12 protein-coding genes are annotated in these 13,929 nt (G+C 66.0%); 5 read left to right on the plus strand and 7 right to left on the minus strand.

The features are described from left to right. Window positions 1-16: 16 nt before the first annotated feature. Window positions 17-1,285, plus strand: a complete 1,269-nt coding sequence (locus tag LT965_RS00080; protein WP_232701975.1) for an FAD binding domain-containing protein — start codon at window positions 17-19, stop codon at window positions 1,283-1,285. A gap of 10 nt (window positions 1,286-1,295) precedes the next feature. Here the strand turns inward: LT965_RS00080 and LT965_RS00085 are convergent, their stop codons facing one another. Beyond that, window positions 1,296-1,787, minus strand: a complete 492-nt coding sequence (locus tag LT965_RS00085; protein WP_232701976.1) for a VOC family protein — start codon at window positions 1,785-1,787, stop codon at window positions 1,296-1,298. Between the two features lie 375 nt (window positions 1,788-2,162). Between LT965_RS00085 and LT965_RS00090 the strand changes: the two genes are divergently transcribed. Beyond that, complete coding sequence (locus LT965_RS00090; RefSeq protein WP_232701977.1) at window positions 2,163-2,921, plus strand: maleate cis-trans isomerase family protein; 759 nt, start codon at window positions 2,163-2,165, stop codon at window positions 2,919-2,921. A gap of 1,153 nt (window positions 2,922-4,074) precedes the next feature. Here the strand turns inward: LT965_RS00090 and LT965_RS00095 are convergent. The 6 genes from LT965_RS00095 to LT965_RS00120 all read right to left on the minus strand — a co-directional run bounded on the left by LT965_RS00095 (window position 4,075) and on the right by LT965_RS00120 (window position 11,134). After that, the gene (locus LT965_RS00095) at window positions 4,075-4,845 is read right to left on the minus strand and encodes an IclR family transcriptional regulator (protein WP_232701978.1); all 771 of its coding nucleotides are present in this window, start codon (window positions 4,843-4,845) and stop codon (window positions 4,075-4,077) included. Between the two features lie 57 nt (window positions 4,846-4,902). After that, window positions 4,903-5,841 carry a D-2-hydroxyacid dehydrogenase gene (locus LT965_RS00100; RefSeq protein ID WP_232701979.1) on the minus strand — a complete coding sequence of 313 codons (939 nt, stop codon included), beginning with the start codon at window positions 5,839-5,841 and terminating at the stop codon, window positions 4,903-4,905. Next, window positions 5,838-7,262 carry a dihydrolipoyl dehydrogenase gene (gene lpdA, locus LT965_RS00105; protein ID WP_232701980.1) on the minus strand — a complete coding sequence of 475 codons (1,425 nt, stop codon included), beginning with the start codon at window positions 7,260-7,262 and terminating at the stop codon, window positions 5,838-5,840. Before lpdA ends, LT965_RS00100 begins: the two co-directional genes overlap by 4 nt. Window positions 7,263-7,335: 73 nt before the next feature. Beyond that, window positions 7,336-8,901: a dihydrolipoamide acetyltransferase family protein gene (locus LT965_RS00110; RefSeq protein ID WP_232701981.1), complete on the minus strand. Its 1,566-nt coding sequence runs from the start codon at window positions 8,899-8,901 to the stop codon at window positions 7,336-7,338. Between the two features lie 101 nt (window positions 8,902-9,002). Continuing rightward, window positions 9,003-9,968, minus strand: coding sequence for an alpha-ketoacid dehydrogenase subunit beta (locus tag LT965_RS00115; protein WP_232701982.1), 966 nt, complete (start codon window positions 9,966-9,968; stop codon window positions 9,003-9,005). 2 nt (window positions 9,969-9,970) lie between these two features. Beyond that, entirely contained in the window at window positions 9,971-11,134 is a 1,164-nt protein-coding gene (locus tag LT965_RS00120) for a thiamine pyrophosphate-dependent enzyme (RefSeq protein ID WP_232701983.1), read from the minus strand. A gap of 189 nt (window positions 11,135-11,323) precedes the next feature. Between LT965_RS00120 and LT965_RS00125 the strand changes: the two genes are divergently transcribed. From LT965_RS00125 to LT965_RS00135, 3 genes are all read left to right on the plus strand, one after another. Continuing rightward, complete coding sequence (locus LT965_RS00125; RefSeq protein ID WP_232701984.1) at window positions 11,324-12,412, plus strand: amidohydrolase family protein; 1,089 nt, start codon at window positions 11,324-11,326, stop codon at window positions 12,410-12,412. Next, entirely contained in the window at window positions 12,409-12,786 is a 378-nt protein-coding gene (locus tag LT965_RS00130) for a Rieske (2Fe-2S) protein (RefSeq protein ID WP_232701985.1), read from the plus strand. Before LT965_RS00125 ends, LT965_RS00130 begins: the two co-directional genes overlap by 4 nt. Before the next feature lie 97 nt (window positions 12,787-12,883). After that, entirely contained in the window at window positions 12,884-13,912 is a 1,029-nt protein-coding gene (locus tag LT965_RS00135) for an MqnA/MqnD/SBP family protein (protein WP_232701986.1), read from the plus strand. Window positions 13,913-13,929 lie beyond the last annotated feature (17 nt).

Here is a 13,929-nt window from a genome sequence, read left to right on the forward strand (position 1 = left end):
ACATGGAGACCGGCCAATGACCGACCGGGTCTACGACTACGACGGGCCGCCACGAGTCTGCCACGAGGGCCACGTCTACTACGAATCGGACGTGATGCAGGAGCGCTACGACCTCCCGGACGTCGGCCAGCGCGAACAGACGGTAGCCGACGTCGAGGACCGACTGGACGTCGTCGTCTCGGGCGGGTCGATGGGCGGTCTGTTCGCGGCGACAGCACTCCGACAGGCGGGCCACGACGTGACGGTGTACGAGGAGACCGAACGCGGGAAGATGCGGGAACGCGGCGCGGGCATCATCGCACACCCGGAGATGCTCACGTACCTCGAGGAACAGGGTATCGCCGACTGGGACCAGATCGCGACGCACACGAACCGGACCCACCACCTCGACCAGACCGGGAAGCCCGTCGACGTCGAGGGGCACGCGACGTACACGACGTCCTGGGACACCGTCTACCGGAACCTCCGGGACGACCTGCCGGAGGGGACCTACCGGATGGGCAAGGAGACGACGGGCGTCGAACAGCACGCCGACGGCGTCACCGTCTCGTTCGCGGACGGCGAGCAGGTCGAGGCCGACCTCCTCGTCGTCGCGGAGGGGTACCGTTCGCCGATGCGCGAGCAGTTCGTCCCCGAGCGCACCCCCGAGTACTCGGGCTACGTCGCGTACCGCGGGACGCTCCCCGAGTCGGCGGTCCTCCCCGAGTACCCGTCGACGTTCAGCGACGTCTACAACCTCTACCACGCGCCGCGCTCGCAGTTCCTCACCTACCCGGTTCCGGGGCCGAACGGCGAGATGGAGAAGGGCGAGCGTCGTATCAACTGGGTGTGGTACTACCCCTTCGAGGAGGGCGAGGCGCTGGACGACCTCCTGTACGACAACCGCGGCACCCAGCGGTCGCACTCCCTGCCACCGGGACTGATGCGCGAGGCGGTCCGCGAACAGCAGATAGCGATCGCCGGGGAGATCCTCCCGCCGCAGATGGAGTGGCTCGTCCGGCAGACTGCAGAACCGTTCGTGCAGTGCATCTACGACCTCGCCATCCCCCAGCTGGTGTTCGACGACGTCTGCGTCCTCGGCGACGCGGCGTTCTTCATCCGGCCGCACATGGCCGCGGGAACCGCCCACGCCGCGGCGGACGCCCTCGAACTGGCCGAGTCGATCTACAACGCCGACGACCTCGACACCGCATTGGCGGAGTGGGAGCGCGACCAGGTGGAGATGGGCTACCGCCTCGTCGAGGAAGCGCGACGTAGAGGCGACCGGTACACCGGCCAGTTCTAGTTCTCGGTCGTCACTTGTCGGCTGACCCGACGGGCGAGAGATTGAGCGTTCCGTCCGCAGCGGCGCCCGTCTGTGGGATGAGGTCGTCGCGGTTCACTACCTCCTCGACGATGGACTTGTCCACCGCCTCGAAGTCCGGGTAGTCGACCTCGACGAGGTTGCCCTCGGGGTCGTTGATGTACATCTGGGCGGCACCGTCGGGGAGTTCGTAGACGCTCGCGTTAGAACTCTCGCCCCAGTTCGCGAACAGGTCGTCTGCCTGGGCGCGCTGGTAGACCCCCTCGAAGTCGTCGACGGTGACCCCGAAGTGGTAGTAGGGGGCGGGCTCCATGTCGCGTTCGAAGAGGTGTATCTGCCCCGACTCGGCCTGCAGCCACTCGACCGGCACCTCGAAGTTCGGCGCCGGGATTCGCTCCAGACCGAGGACGTCACAGTAGAACGCTACCGAGGCCTCCAGGTCCCTGGCAAGTACACTCACGTGGTTGAGACTAGCACGCACCATGGGCAGTAGCACGCCAACGGTGGGGATAAGTGTTGGCGTGAGCCCCAGTATCTGGGACCACGTGCCGGGTCTCTACCTCGCGCAGTCGCTACCGACTGAGCCATTCGAGGACGGCCTCGCCGATCGTGATTCCCAGGCCCGGTCGGCCCGGAATCTGAACCGTGTCGTCGGCGTTCGTGACGGAGGTCGGCGACGAGTTCGTCGCGAATCTTCCACGTCCGGTCGAACTCCGGTGGACAGGCTGGAGGAGATTGCTGTCAGTGCGACGTTCACCACCCTGGAAACCGGCAGACTGCGGGCCGTCTGCCGGCGCTCCGGGAGTACCCCGACTATCCGCCCGACAGTCTATACGCATCGAGTGCGTTAGTGAGTACCATGACCGAGGAGTTCAGAGTCGGGCTGATAGTCCCGAGTTCGAACGTCACGATGGAGACGGAGATTCCAGCGATGCTCGACGCGCGGCCCAAGCACTACGGCGAATCGTTCACGTTCCACTCCAGTCGGATGCGGATGCAGAGCGTCACCCAGGAGGAACTCGAGCGGATGGACGAGCAGTCCGAGCACTGCGCGACCCTGCTGTCGGACGCCCACTGCGACGTCCTCGCGTACGCCTGTCTCATCGGCATCATGGCCCAGGGCGCCGGCTACCACGAGGACAGCGAGGCGACACTCTACCAGCAGACCGTCGACAACGACGCCGCGGCACCGGTGGTGACGAGCGCCGGCGCGCTCGTGCGGGCGCTCGACCGCCTCGAGGCCGAGCAGGTCACGCTCGTCGCGCCCTACGTCGAGGAACTCACGCAGACGGTCATCGACTACTTCGAGAGCAGCGGCGTCGACGTCGTCGACTACGAGACGCTGGAGTGTCCCGACAACCTCGAAGTCGCACAGCTAGACCAGCGGAACCTCCTGAACATCGCTGCGGACCTGGATACGGACTCCGCCGACGCGCTGGTGCTGTCCTCGTGCGTCCAGATGCCGTCGCTCACCGCGATACAGGCCGCCGAGGACCGCTTCGGTCTCCCGGTGTTCTCGGCCGCCTCCGCCACCACGTACGAGATTCTCGACCACCTGGACCTCAGTACACAGGTCCCAGGGGCGGGGCGACTCCTCGACGGCGGCATCAACGACTAGTCGACGCGATGGACGAACTGGCTGCCCGCGAGTAGTGCCCGGGCGAGTCCGGGACGTTCGGACATTTATCACAACTATGTGTATAATCCGATTCTGATATTTCTCGCCACGAGCGGCGATATCGTGGGGCCGTTCTACTCCGGCGGTGAGTCCACGCCCAGTACGGCGAACCCCCGTACAATCACCTCGAGATCGACAGACAACCCGGAGACGATTAGCCTCGAAGGTCGCTCTCGTTCTGTCTCCCTCGCGGTATCGGTTCAACTGCCGTGAGTACAGAACGCTGTGGCGTACATCGATCGGCGAGTCAGTCTCAAATTGTATGCGAGCAGGAGGTGAGCAACCTGCAGAGCCCGGTTAGTAGACGTATCCGGTGGCGTAGAGTCCGGGAACCACTGTATCCAGGACGGCCATCGACGCAGTTCTTCGTAGCGGGCACCCACGAGGAGTCAGCGCACTCTAAACCCTGATCTACCGACGAAGAGACGCCGTCGAGCCTCCGGAGGCTACGAGCAGCCCGAGGGCGCTTCTCGGAGCGCGAGTGGCGCCTCTGACCAGATCGAGTGCATGGCCCTGGTCACGACTCAGTAGGTACACCGGCAGGTCGGCAACTAGTGTCACTGAGTAGGTAATACAGTGTTCCTACCCAGTTATAAACATGTCTACTATTACTGGACGGTTCACTTGAACTGCCTCAGATTTCCCTTCGGTGCCCGTAGTGAATTTAGAATGACCGTGCACGACCTACAACGAGGATCGACCGTTACTAGCGCGACAACCCACCGAGATAACAACTGTACTGTTGTTATTCTTTAACGCCCGGGAGCCAACCCATAGTTCGTAATATACGAAACACAGCACTTCAAGGGGTGGAATCACACACGTCGACAGAATCGATTCCTCCCCAGGTACACGCTACAGCACCGACACGGAACGGGGTTCTCCCGATAACTCTACGAACCACCAGAGAGGTTCTCCGGCTCCAGGCAGATCCCACGCCCACCTATCCGCGAAATACGAATGAAGAGAGGATAGTGATTCTGACGTGAATGTGTGACCTTGAGTGAACGGAGCGACACCTACGTCGAACCGCTCGAACACCGAGTGCAGTTCTTCATCCACGGATGGAGGTTCGATCAGACGTCGACCGTGTTCAGGAATACGAGAGGTTGAGTTCGATGATGTTCTTGGCGTTCTGGAGCTGCTGTTTTATCTCGCCGTCGATGCGCTCCAGGGACATCCGGCTGGTCGGTCCCGTGACGCTGATGGCGCCCACGACCTCGCCGTCGTGGAACAGCGGCGTTGCGACGCAGTTGAGGCCGCTGATGCGCTCCTCGTGATCGTAGGAGAACCCCTCTGCGCGGATCTCGTCGAGGGTCTCGTGGAGTTCCTCGCGGTCGGTGATGGTGTTCTCGGTCTTCGCGGGGAGCCCGTGGCGGTCCAGGATAGACTCCACCCGCTCCTCGGGGAGGGACGCGAGTATCGACTTCCCGATGGCCGTCGTGTGGAGGAGTATCTGCTGGCCGTTGTAGGAGTCGATCTTCACGGCGTTCTCGCCCTTCATGCGGTAGATGAACGTGCCGCGGCCGTCCTGCTCGACGAGGAGGTTCGCGAGTTCGCCGGTCTCCTCGGCGACGGCCTCGAGTTCGGGTTCGGCGACTGGGTAGAGCGGGACCCTGGTGCGGGCGTACGCGCCGAGGTCGAGGAAGCGCAGGCCGACCTCGTAGGCACCGTCGTCCTCGACGACGTAGCCGTGGTGGGCGAGCGTCTGGAGGTAGTTGTGGACGCTACTCTTCGGGAGGTCGACTGCCTCCGTCGCCTCGGTCAACGTGGCGCCGTCGGCCTCCTTGAGGAACTCCACGAGTTCCAGCGTTCGCTCCGCCGTCTTGACCGGCGTCCGTGGGCCCGCGTCACGTCGATTCATGGCTCGACAGAACACGTTCGGGAAGAAAAACCTTCTGTCCGTATATGACGAACCTCGTCAGACGATCCGGTTCCAGGGTTCCCGGTCGGCGGCGAGACACGTCGCGTTGTTCGTGACGAGCTCCGCAACCTTCTCGCCGTAGTTGTTCGACTGTGCCGCGGCGTGGGGCGTGACGATGACCTCGTCCATCTCCCAGAGCGGCGACTCGGGCTCGAGCGGTTCCGTGGCGAACACGTCCAGGGCTGCACCGGCGATTTCGCCGCTCTCAAGGGCGGCCACCAGCGCGTTCTGTTCGACGATCTCCCCGCGACTCACATTCACCAGGAACGCGTCCTCGCGCATCGCGACGAGCGCCTCGGCACCGACGAGGCCGCGCGTGGACTCCCTGAGCGGAGCGGTGAGCACGACGAAGCGCGCGTCCGCGACGGCCTCCTCGAGTCGGCTCACGTCGTAGACGCGGTCCAGACCGAGTGCCGACACCGGCCTGACGTCGACGCCCCAGACGTCCATGCCGAGCGCCGCGGCGCGCGTCGCAACGCTCGACCCCAGCGCGCCGAGGCCGACCACGCAGACGGACGCCCTGCCGAGTTCGAACGGGCGCTCCCAGTGGGTGCGCTCCCAGTCTGCGTCGCCCTGGTTGTCCCGGTAGTGGTGGAGCCCCTTCGCCTGTGCGAGCATCATGCCGAGTGCGCTCTCCGCGACGAGGTCGCCGGCGACCCCCGTACTGTTCGTCAGCGTGATGCCTCCGGCCTCGTAGGCGTCCAGTGGGAAGTCCTCGTACCCCGACCGGATGGTGTGGACCCAATCGACGCTCCCGAGGAACTGCTCGTGGTGGTAGACGGTGACCGCGGCGTCGCAGTCCGCCAGGTCGGACACGTCGCGCACGACGACCTCGCAGTCGAGGTCCGTGAGCAGGTCGCGGAGGTGCTCCGGTGGACACGGGTGGTCGCCCCACTCCACGATGGCGAGTCGGTCGAACGGCGTCTCGACGGTCATCGGTTGAGCGTGTGGATGGCCTGCCCGCGGGCGTTCTCTGCAGCCTCCATCACGGCCTCCGAGAGCGTCGGGTGGGTGTGGATGGTGCGCGCGATGTCCTCGAGGGTGGCGCCGAGTTCGATGGCGAGCGTGACCTCCGCGACGAGTTCGGAGGCCTCCGGCCCGACGATCTGGGCGCCGAGCACGAACTCGTCGTCGCCGTCCGCGACGAGGCGAACGAACCCCTCGTCGTTGCCGGTCGTCAGGGACCGGCCGCTCGCGCGGAACGGCATCTGGCCCACCACGGGGTCGAAGCCGGCGTCGGCGGCCTCGGCCTCGGTCATCCCGACGGTCGCAATCTCGGGGTCGGTGAAGACGACGCTCGGGACGGCCTGGTAGTCGAGGGCCGCGGGTTCGCCCGCGACGACCTCGGCGGCGACGACGCCCTCCCTGCTGGCCTTGTGCGCGAGCATCGGTTCGCCGGCGACGTCCCCGACGGCGAAGATGTTGTCCACGTCGGTCCGGGCTCGACCGTCGGTCTCCAGGAAGCCCGCCTCGTTCGGTTCCAGCCCGGTAGCTTCGAGTTCGAGGGTGTCGGTGACGGGTTCACGACCGACCGCCACGAGGACCCGATCGGCCTCGTAGGACGACTCCTCGCCATCCTCGGTCTCCGTGGTGACGACGATGCCGCCGTCGGTCTCCTCCCACCCGCTGGCCGCCTCGCCGAACTCGAACTGGATGCCGAGGTCCGCAGCGCGCTCGGTCACGACGCGCGTGACGTCGTCCTCGTAAGTGGGGAGTGCGCCGTCGAGCATCTCGACGACCGTGACGTCCGACCCGGCCTTCGCGAACGTCGTGGAGAGTTCCATGCCGATGTAGCCGGCGCCCACCACGACGAGTTCGTCGGGTACAGCCTCGGCGTCGAGCGCGTCCCGCGAGGACCAGACGGGGTCGTCCTCGAAGTCGAAGCCCGGCACCTCGATGGCGCGGGAGCCCGTGGCCACGATGGCGTGCTCGAACTCGATGGTCTCCATGCCCTGGCCGCTGCCGCCGTGGGCGATGCGCGCGGTGTGTTCGTCCTCGAAGGCTGCCGTCCCCTCGACGAGATTGACGCCGTTGGCCTTGCAGAGCTTCTCGACGCCGCCGGTCAACTGGTCGACGACGCCGTCCTTCCAGTCTGCCATCGCTGGCATGTCTATCTCGGGGTCGGCCACGACGCCCATCTCGGCGGCTTCGCCCGCGTCGTGAGCGAGGTCCGTCGCCGTGATGAGTGCCTTCGACGGGATACAGCCGTAGTTGAGACAGGTCCCCCCGTAGGCGTCGCGCTCGACGAGTGTCGTGTCGAGGTCGTGCTGGGCCGCCCGAATCGCGGCCACGTACCCACCGGGACCGCCGCCCACTACGAGCACGTCTGTTCCGGTCGCTATGTCGCCCATTACCATGGCTCCCGGTTCACGACCCCCCTGCAAAAGTCCACGTGTTTCGGCCAGCGTTCCCGTCCGAGAGAGCGCGCTCTCAGAGCAGCAGACGGGCGGGCCGACCGAGCAGTTCCTGCACGCGGTTGGTGAACTGGGCGGCGTCCGCGCCGTCGACGAGGCGGTGGTCGACGGACATCGAGAGGCGCATCGTCTCCCGGGGGACGACCTGGTCGTCGACGACCCACGGCCGCTTCGCGATCGGCCCCATCGCCAGGATGGCCGCCTCGGGGTGGTTGATGATGGGCGAGGAGAACTCGCCGCCGATGACGCCAATGTTCGTGATGGTGAACGTCCCGCCCTGCATCTCCTCGCGGGCGAGTTCGCGATTGCGGGCGCGGGTGGCGAGGTCGTCTATCTCCCTGGCGAGTTCGACTAACCCCTTCCGGTCGGCGTGTTTCACGACGGGCACCATCAGGCCCGCGTCCGTCGCCACCGCGATGCCGATGTTGTACTCGTCGTGGAGCACGATCTCCCCGGCCGCCTCGTCGAGACTGGAGTTGAGGAACGGGAACTCCTGGAGCGCGCGTGTGACCGCCTTCACGACGAACGGGAGGTAGGTGAGGTTCACCCCCTCCTGTTCGGCCGCCTCCGAGAGTTCCGCCCGCACCTCGACCAGGTCGCTGGCGTCGAACTCGTCGTGGTGGGCGACGTGCGGGGCAGTGTACTTCGACTGGGCCATCTGCTCGCCGATGGTCCGCCGGATGCCGGTGTACGGGACCCGCTCCCCGGACGTCGGGCCGCTGGCTGCCCCACCGGCAGCCCCTTGGGCTGGCGCGCTCCCCTCCTCCGGGGCCTCAGTACCGCTGGATTCGACGTACGCACGGACGTCCTCGGGCGTGACGAACGCCTCGCCGTTCCGTTCCTCGCTGGCTGGTACGTCGTTGATGTCCACGCCCGCCTCCCGCGCTAGCTGGCGCGTCGCCGGCATCGCGAGCGTGCGGTCGCGCGCTGCACCCTCACTCTCCACGAGCACGGGTTCCTGCCGGGACGACCCCGAGGAACGCTCGGTGCCACCCTGCGTGGCCGCTGACGCAGGGGCGGTCTCGGCGTCTGTCCCCGTCGCAGTCGCTCCGGCGTCCGCGTCCACCGTGCCGCCAGCATCTGACACGGCACGCACGTCGGCGGCGGTCACCCGGCCCCCCTCTCCGCTCCCCTGGACGGAGGCGAGATCGACGCCGAGTTCGCGGGCTAGCGTCCGGGTGCTCGGCGCGGCAAACACGCGCTCGGTGGACGGGCCGGGAGTGTCGCCCGGGACGTCCTCTGCCGCCGCCCCGCTGTCGTCACCGACGGATTCGGTCGCCGATTCGACTGTCTCCTCGGTGTCGTCCGTGGACGATGCCGCCGACGCGTCGGCGGCCGCGTCGGGGACGTCGAAGGTGACGATGACGGAGTCGACGTCGACCATCTCGCCCTCCTCGGCGTGGAGTTCCGACACTGTGCCGTCGTACGGCGACGGCACCTCCACGAGCGCCTTGTCCGTCTCCACTTCGGCGATGGTCTGGTCGGCCGTGACCTCTTCGCCGACGGAGACGAACCACGAGACGAGTTCGCCCTCCGCGATACCTTCACCCAGGTCTGGTAGCTCGAACTGCTGGTCGGCCATACACCTAGCGAGTTGGCCGCCCCTTTCAGTATTTCCGTAGCCGTAGGCTAACTGGTAGGTTCGGTGACGAGAGGAGAAGTACAGAGAGGTCCGCGGGGGAACTACACCGACATCGCGTCCTCGATGGCGTCGAGGATGCGCGGCGGGTGGGGGAAGTAGTAGTCCTCCATCGACAGCAGCGGGACGGGGGTGTCGAAGCCCGTGACGCGCTCGACGGGCGCCTCCAGGTACATCAGCGCCTCGTCGTTGATGCGCGCGACGATGTCGCCACCGACACCGTGGCTGCGCGGTCCCTCGTGGACGACGACCGCTCGCCCGGTCTTCTTCACGGACTCGACGACCGTCTCCGCGTCCATCGGCGAGATGGTGCGGAGGTCGACGACTTCGACGTCCGCGTCGGCCTCGTCGGCCGCCTCCAGGGTCGGCGGCATCATCGACCCCCAGGAGACGACGGTGACGTCCGAGCCTTCGCGGCGCACGGTGGCTTCGCCGAGGGGCACCTCGTAGTCCTCCTCGGGGACCTCCTCGCGGAACGACCGGTAGATGCGTTTGGGCTCCATGAACAGCACGGGGTCGGGGTCGCGGATGGACGCGAGCAACAGCCCCTTCGTGTCGTGGGGGGTGCTCGGTGCGACGACCTTCAGCCCCGGGATGTGGGCGTACGCGCCCTCCATGCTCTCGGAGTGGTGTTCCAGTGCGCGCACACCGGCGCCGTACGGCATCCGGACGACCATCGGCGCGGTGAGCGCGCCGCGGGTCCGCCAGCGGACGCGGCTCGCGTTCGTCACCAGCTGGTCGAAGGCCGGTGGCAGGAACCCCGAGAACTGTATCTCGGCGACCGGCCGGTAGCCGTACATCGCCAGCCCCGTCGCGGCGCCGACGATGGCGATCTCCGACAGCGGCGTGTCGACCACGCGGTCGCCGCCGAACTCCTCGAGCAGTTCGTCGGTCGCGCGGAACACGCCACCGCTGGCCGCGACGTCCTCGCCGAAGACGACGACGTCGTCGTCGGCAGCCATCTCCGTGTGCAATGCGTCGTTGACTGCTTCTACGATAGTTGCCTGCATGGTCACCCCTTGGGTCGCTGCTCGATGTGGTCGTACATCTCGGGGCGGCGCTCGAGGAGGTCGCTGAACTCCTCGAACTGGCGCTGGAGCTCCGGCGGCAGCTCCGCGTAGACGTGCGCGAATATCTCCTCGATGCCCCGCTCGGCGAACGCGTTCGCCTCCTCGAGTGCCGCGTCGAACTCGGCCTCGATCTCCTCGACGATGCCGTCGTGGTCGATGTCCGCCCAGAGCCCCTCGGACTCGAGGAACTCGCGGTAGCGCTCCAGCGGGTCGACCGCCTCCCAGGCCACGACCTCCTCGTCGCTGCGGTAGCGGGTCGGGTCGTCACTGGTCGTGTGGGCGTCCATGCGGTACGTGACGGACTCGACGAACACCGGTTCGCCGTTCCGGACCCGCTCGCGGGCCTCGGTGACGGCGTCGTACACCGCCAGGACGTCCTGGCCGTCGACGCGGATGGCGTCCATGCCGTAGGCCAGGGCCTTCTGTGCGAGCGTGTTCGCGGCCGTCTGCTGGTCCGCGGACAGCGAGATGGCGTACTGGTTGTTCTGGCAGTAGAACAGCGCTGGGACGCCGAGCGCCCCCGCGAAGTTGATGGCCTCGTGGGCGGCCCCCGTCGACGTAGCGCCGTCGCCGAGGTACGCCGTGGCGATGGCGTCGTCGCCGCTGAGGTCCATGCCCCACGCCAGACCGGCGACGAGAGGGAGGTGGGAGCCGATGGAGATGGCTATCTGGCAGTTGTGTTCGGCGAACGACTGCTGGCCCTCCTCGATGCCGCGCCAGAACAGTATCATGTCCTTCATCGGGACGCCGCGCATGAACATCGGCGTCCACGCGCGCCCGACGTAGAGCCAGTCGTCTGGCTGGAGCGTGTAGGCGCTCCCGATGATGCTCGCCTCCTGGCCCCGGGTCGACCCGAACGTACCGAGTTCACCGCGGCGCTGGATGCTCACCATACGTCTGCTGAACACGCGGTCGGTCAACATCCACCGGTAGAGGTCCTGGAACTGCTCGGCGTCCAGGTCGGGGACGTCCGCCGCGTCGTAGGTTCCGTCCGGGGCGACGATCTGGTGGGTGTCCACCGAGAGGTCGTCCTGGGAGAGGAACCGTGGGTCGCCAGCGCTGACGGCAGCGTTGGCTGGGTGTTCGGTTGGAACGTTTTCGCTCATTCGACGACTATCGCAAGGAGAGGTGGGTAAATAAATTCGTGGGTGGTGGCCGGTACGGCGACGCCCCGTGCGGTCCCGGAGTCGCTTCGTCCGCGTCGGGACCGGTCGCCGGCGGTCCGAGTAAAAGCTTATGAGAGCACTCGCCTACTCTCCGTGCATGGTGGGAGTTACCACGACGGTGATGGGTCGATGATAGACCCGGCGGACCATCTCGTCGTCGACTGCGACTGGCACTACGCGGACACGTTCACGCAGGTGGCGCCGTACATGCCCGAACCCTGGAAGACGAAGTTCCCGAAGAGCGGGTTCGGCGACACCGGCGTCCGGCAGAACCTCTCGGCGTTCTTTCCGGCCTCGACCGGCAACCGGTTCAACTACGGGAAGATCGAACGCGAGTTCTCCGAGTACCCGGACGGCGGGGACACGAAGGCCGACGTCCTCGAGGGGATGGACCACCTGGACATCGACAAGACGCTCCAGATTTCGCACCTCATCCTGGCGATGGGCGGCATCTCGGCCGACGACCGCCGCGTCGAGGCGTTCGTGAAGGGGTACATCGAGTACATGCTGGAGGAGGTACTCGACCCCGACGAGGGCATCTACGGCCTCGCACCGATGCCGTATCACGACATCGACGCCTCGATGGACATCCTCGACCGCGTGGAGGACGAGGAAGCGTTCGTCGGCGTCGTGATGGTCACGGCGGGCGCGAGTCCGCCGCTGGGCAACCGGAAGTACGACCCAATCTACGAACGCTGCGAGGAGATGGACTACCCGGTCGTCTACCACACGGGTGGGTCGGGCCTCGACGACTACGTGCGCGCCGGCTACCAGGACATGATCGAGACCCACACGCTCGGGTTCCTGGAGGCGAACATGTCCCAGATAGTCAGCGTCGCCTGCCAGGGCGTCCCCGAGAAGTTCCCGGACCTCGACATCGTGTTCATGGAGTCCGGCGTCACGTACATCCCAGGGCTGGTCTGTCGCATCAACGAGGAGTACCTCAAACGCTCCGAGGAGGCCCCGCTGCTGGAGAAGAAGCCGGGAGACTACATCACGGACTTCTACTTCGGCACCCAGCCACTAGAGGTGTCCGCACGCCCGGACCTTCTGGAGATCTGCTTCGACATGGTCGGCACCGAGAACCTGCTGTACGCCTCGGACTACCCGCACTGGGACTTCGACAGTCCGAGCATCATCACGGACCTGCCGATGCTCGACGACGAGGACCGGAAGAACATCCTCGGACGGAACGCCGTGGAGGCGTTCGGCCTATGAGCGCCGAGAACCGCGTGGAGGTCGGACCGGCAGCGGAGTTCGAGGACGGCGACGCGGAACTCGTCCAGGTCGGACGCGTGGAGGTCGGCGTTATCAAGGCCAATGGCGAGTTCCACGCCCTCCGCAACCAGTGCCCGCACGACGGCGGCCCGGTCTGCAAAGGAGAAGTCGAACCCCGCCTCGTCGGCGAGTGGGGTGGGTCGGGGGAGCGCGTCGAGCAGCACTACGACGACGACCAGCAGATCATCTCCTGTCCCTGGCACGGGTGGTCCTTCGACGTCGAGACGGGCGAACACATCGGCGACGACCGGTACGCCATCCCGAAGTACGACGTCGTCGTCGAGGACGGCACTGTGTACGTGAAAGGAGAGTAGAGGGCCTGAAACCCTCATTCAGGGCACTTCGCCCGATTTTTGGCAAGAAAATTATATACAGGTATCTTTTTGTGAGTCCAGCGTGCTCCATGGTACGATGGCCCATAGAAGCACCAGCAGACGCACGTTTCTAAAGTCAGGTACAGCAGCCGCGGCAGTCGGACTCACGGGAGTAGCGGGGTGTCTCGGCGGCGGGGGCGGCGGCGTCTCCGACCTCAGCCTCGCGTTCACCGTTCCGGTTGAGAACCTCGGTTCCCTGTTCGACATCCAGGAGCTCCGCGACGAACTATCGAACGTCGGCGAGGAGTACGAACTCAGCGTCTCCCGGAACTCGAGCACGCCGGACTCACTGAACTCGATGGCGGCCGGAGAACTCGACCTCGCGCTGCTCTCGTCGGTGAGCTACGGGTCGGCAGTCAGCGAGGAGGCCGTCCCCGGCAACATCTCGATGATCTCCACGGACTTCTGGGACGCACACCCCGAGTGGTACGGGTTCACCATCTTCGCCGGTTCCGACACCGGCGTCAGCAACCCAGAGGACCTTGAGGGGAAGAAGGTCGCCGTGAACTCCAAGGGGACCGGCGTGCACGCCGTCGTCAACAAGGCACTCATCCAGGCGGGCCTCGACCCGGAGAACGACGTCGAAGTCGTCGAACTCCCGTTCCCGTCCATCGCGTCGGCGATCAACGACGGCCGCGTCCACGCCGGCATCTTCCCGGCGATCTTCGCCGTCGCGGCCCGCGCGGAGGGCTTCACGGACGTCGTCTCCAGCCAGGACCTCTGGGACGAACAGTACCCGTTCGCGTACACCGTCGCGTCGAAGAACTCACTGGACAACAAGTCCGACGCCATCGAACTGTGGGGCGAGGACCTCGCTGAACTCGTCCAGTACTGCTACGACAACCGCCCCGAGGTCGTGTCGCTCGCCGCCGAGCACTTCGAACTCCCGGAGCAGGTCGTCGACGGGTTCTTCCTCAACAACAACGACTACTTCCGCAAGGACATCACCATCGACATGGACCGCCTGCAGGCCACGATGGACGAACTGGTCGAACTCGGCTTCCTCGAGGAGTCCTTCGACGTCACGGAGTACGCGACCAACGACTACGTCCCGTCGATCAACTGAATCGGGAACGCTGTCTC

It is taken from the genome of Halobacterium wangiae (assembly GCF_021249345.1).
GTDB classification, from domain to species: Archaea; Halobacteriota; Halobacteria; order Halobacteriales; family Halobacteriaceae; genus Halobacterium; species Halobacterium wangiae.

Bases quoted from the DNA above. Each gene is read 5' to 3' on its own strand.
- LT965_RS00080 (WP_232701975.1), top strand. From the start codon at position 17: ATGACCGACCGGGTCTACGACTACGACGGGCCGCCACGAGTCTGCCAC.
- LT965_RS00085 (WP_232701976.1), bottom strand. From the start codon at position 1,787: ATGGTGCGTGCTAGTCTCAACCACGTGAGTGTACTTGCCAGGGACCTG.
- LT965_RS00090 (WP_232701977.1), top strand. From the start codon at position 2,163: ATGACCGAGGAGTTCAGAGTCGGGCTGATAGTCCCGAGTTCGAACGTC.
- LT965_RS00095 (WP_232701978.1), bottom strand. From the start codon at position 4,845: ATGAATCGACGTGACGCGGGCCCACGGACGCCGGTCAAGACGGCGGAG.
- LT965_RS00100 (WP_232701979.1), bottom strand. From the start codon at position 5,841: ATGACCGTCGAGACGCCGTTCGACCGACTCGCCATCGTGGAGTGGGGC.
- lpdA (WP_232701980.1), bottom strand. From the start codon at position 7,262: ATGGTAATGGGCGACATAGCGACCGGAACAGACGTGCTCGTAGTGGGC.
- LT965_RS00110 (WP_232701981.1), bottom strand. From the start codon at position 8,901: ATGGCCGACCAGCAGTTCGAGCTACCAGACCTGGGTGAAGGTATCGCG.
- LT965_RS00115 (WP_232701982.1), bottom strand. From the start codon at position 9,968: ATGCAGGCAACTATCGTAGAAGCAGTCAACGACGCATTGCACACGGAG.
- LT965_RS00120 (WP_232701983.1), bottom strand. From the start codon at position 11,134: ATGAGCGAAAACGTTCCAACCGAACACCCAGCCAACGCTGCCGTCAGC.
- LT965_RS00125 (WP_232701984.1), top strand. From the start codon at position 11,324: ATGATAGACCCGGCGGACCATCTCGTCGTCGACTGCGACTGGCACTAC.
- LT965_RS00130 (WP_232701985.1), top strand. From the start codon at position 12,409: ATGAGCGCCGAGAACCGCGTGGAGGTCGGACCGGCAGCGGAGTTCGAG.
- LT965_RS00135 (WP_232701986.1), top strand. From the start codon at position 12,884: ATGGCCCATAGAAGCACCAGCAGACGCACGTTTCTAAAGTCAGGTACA.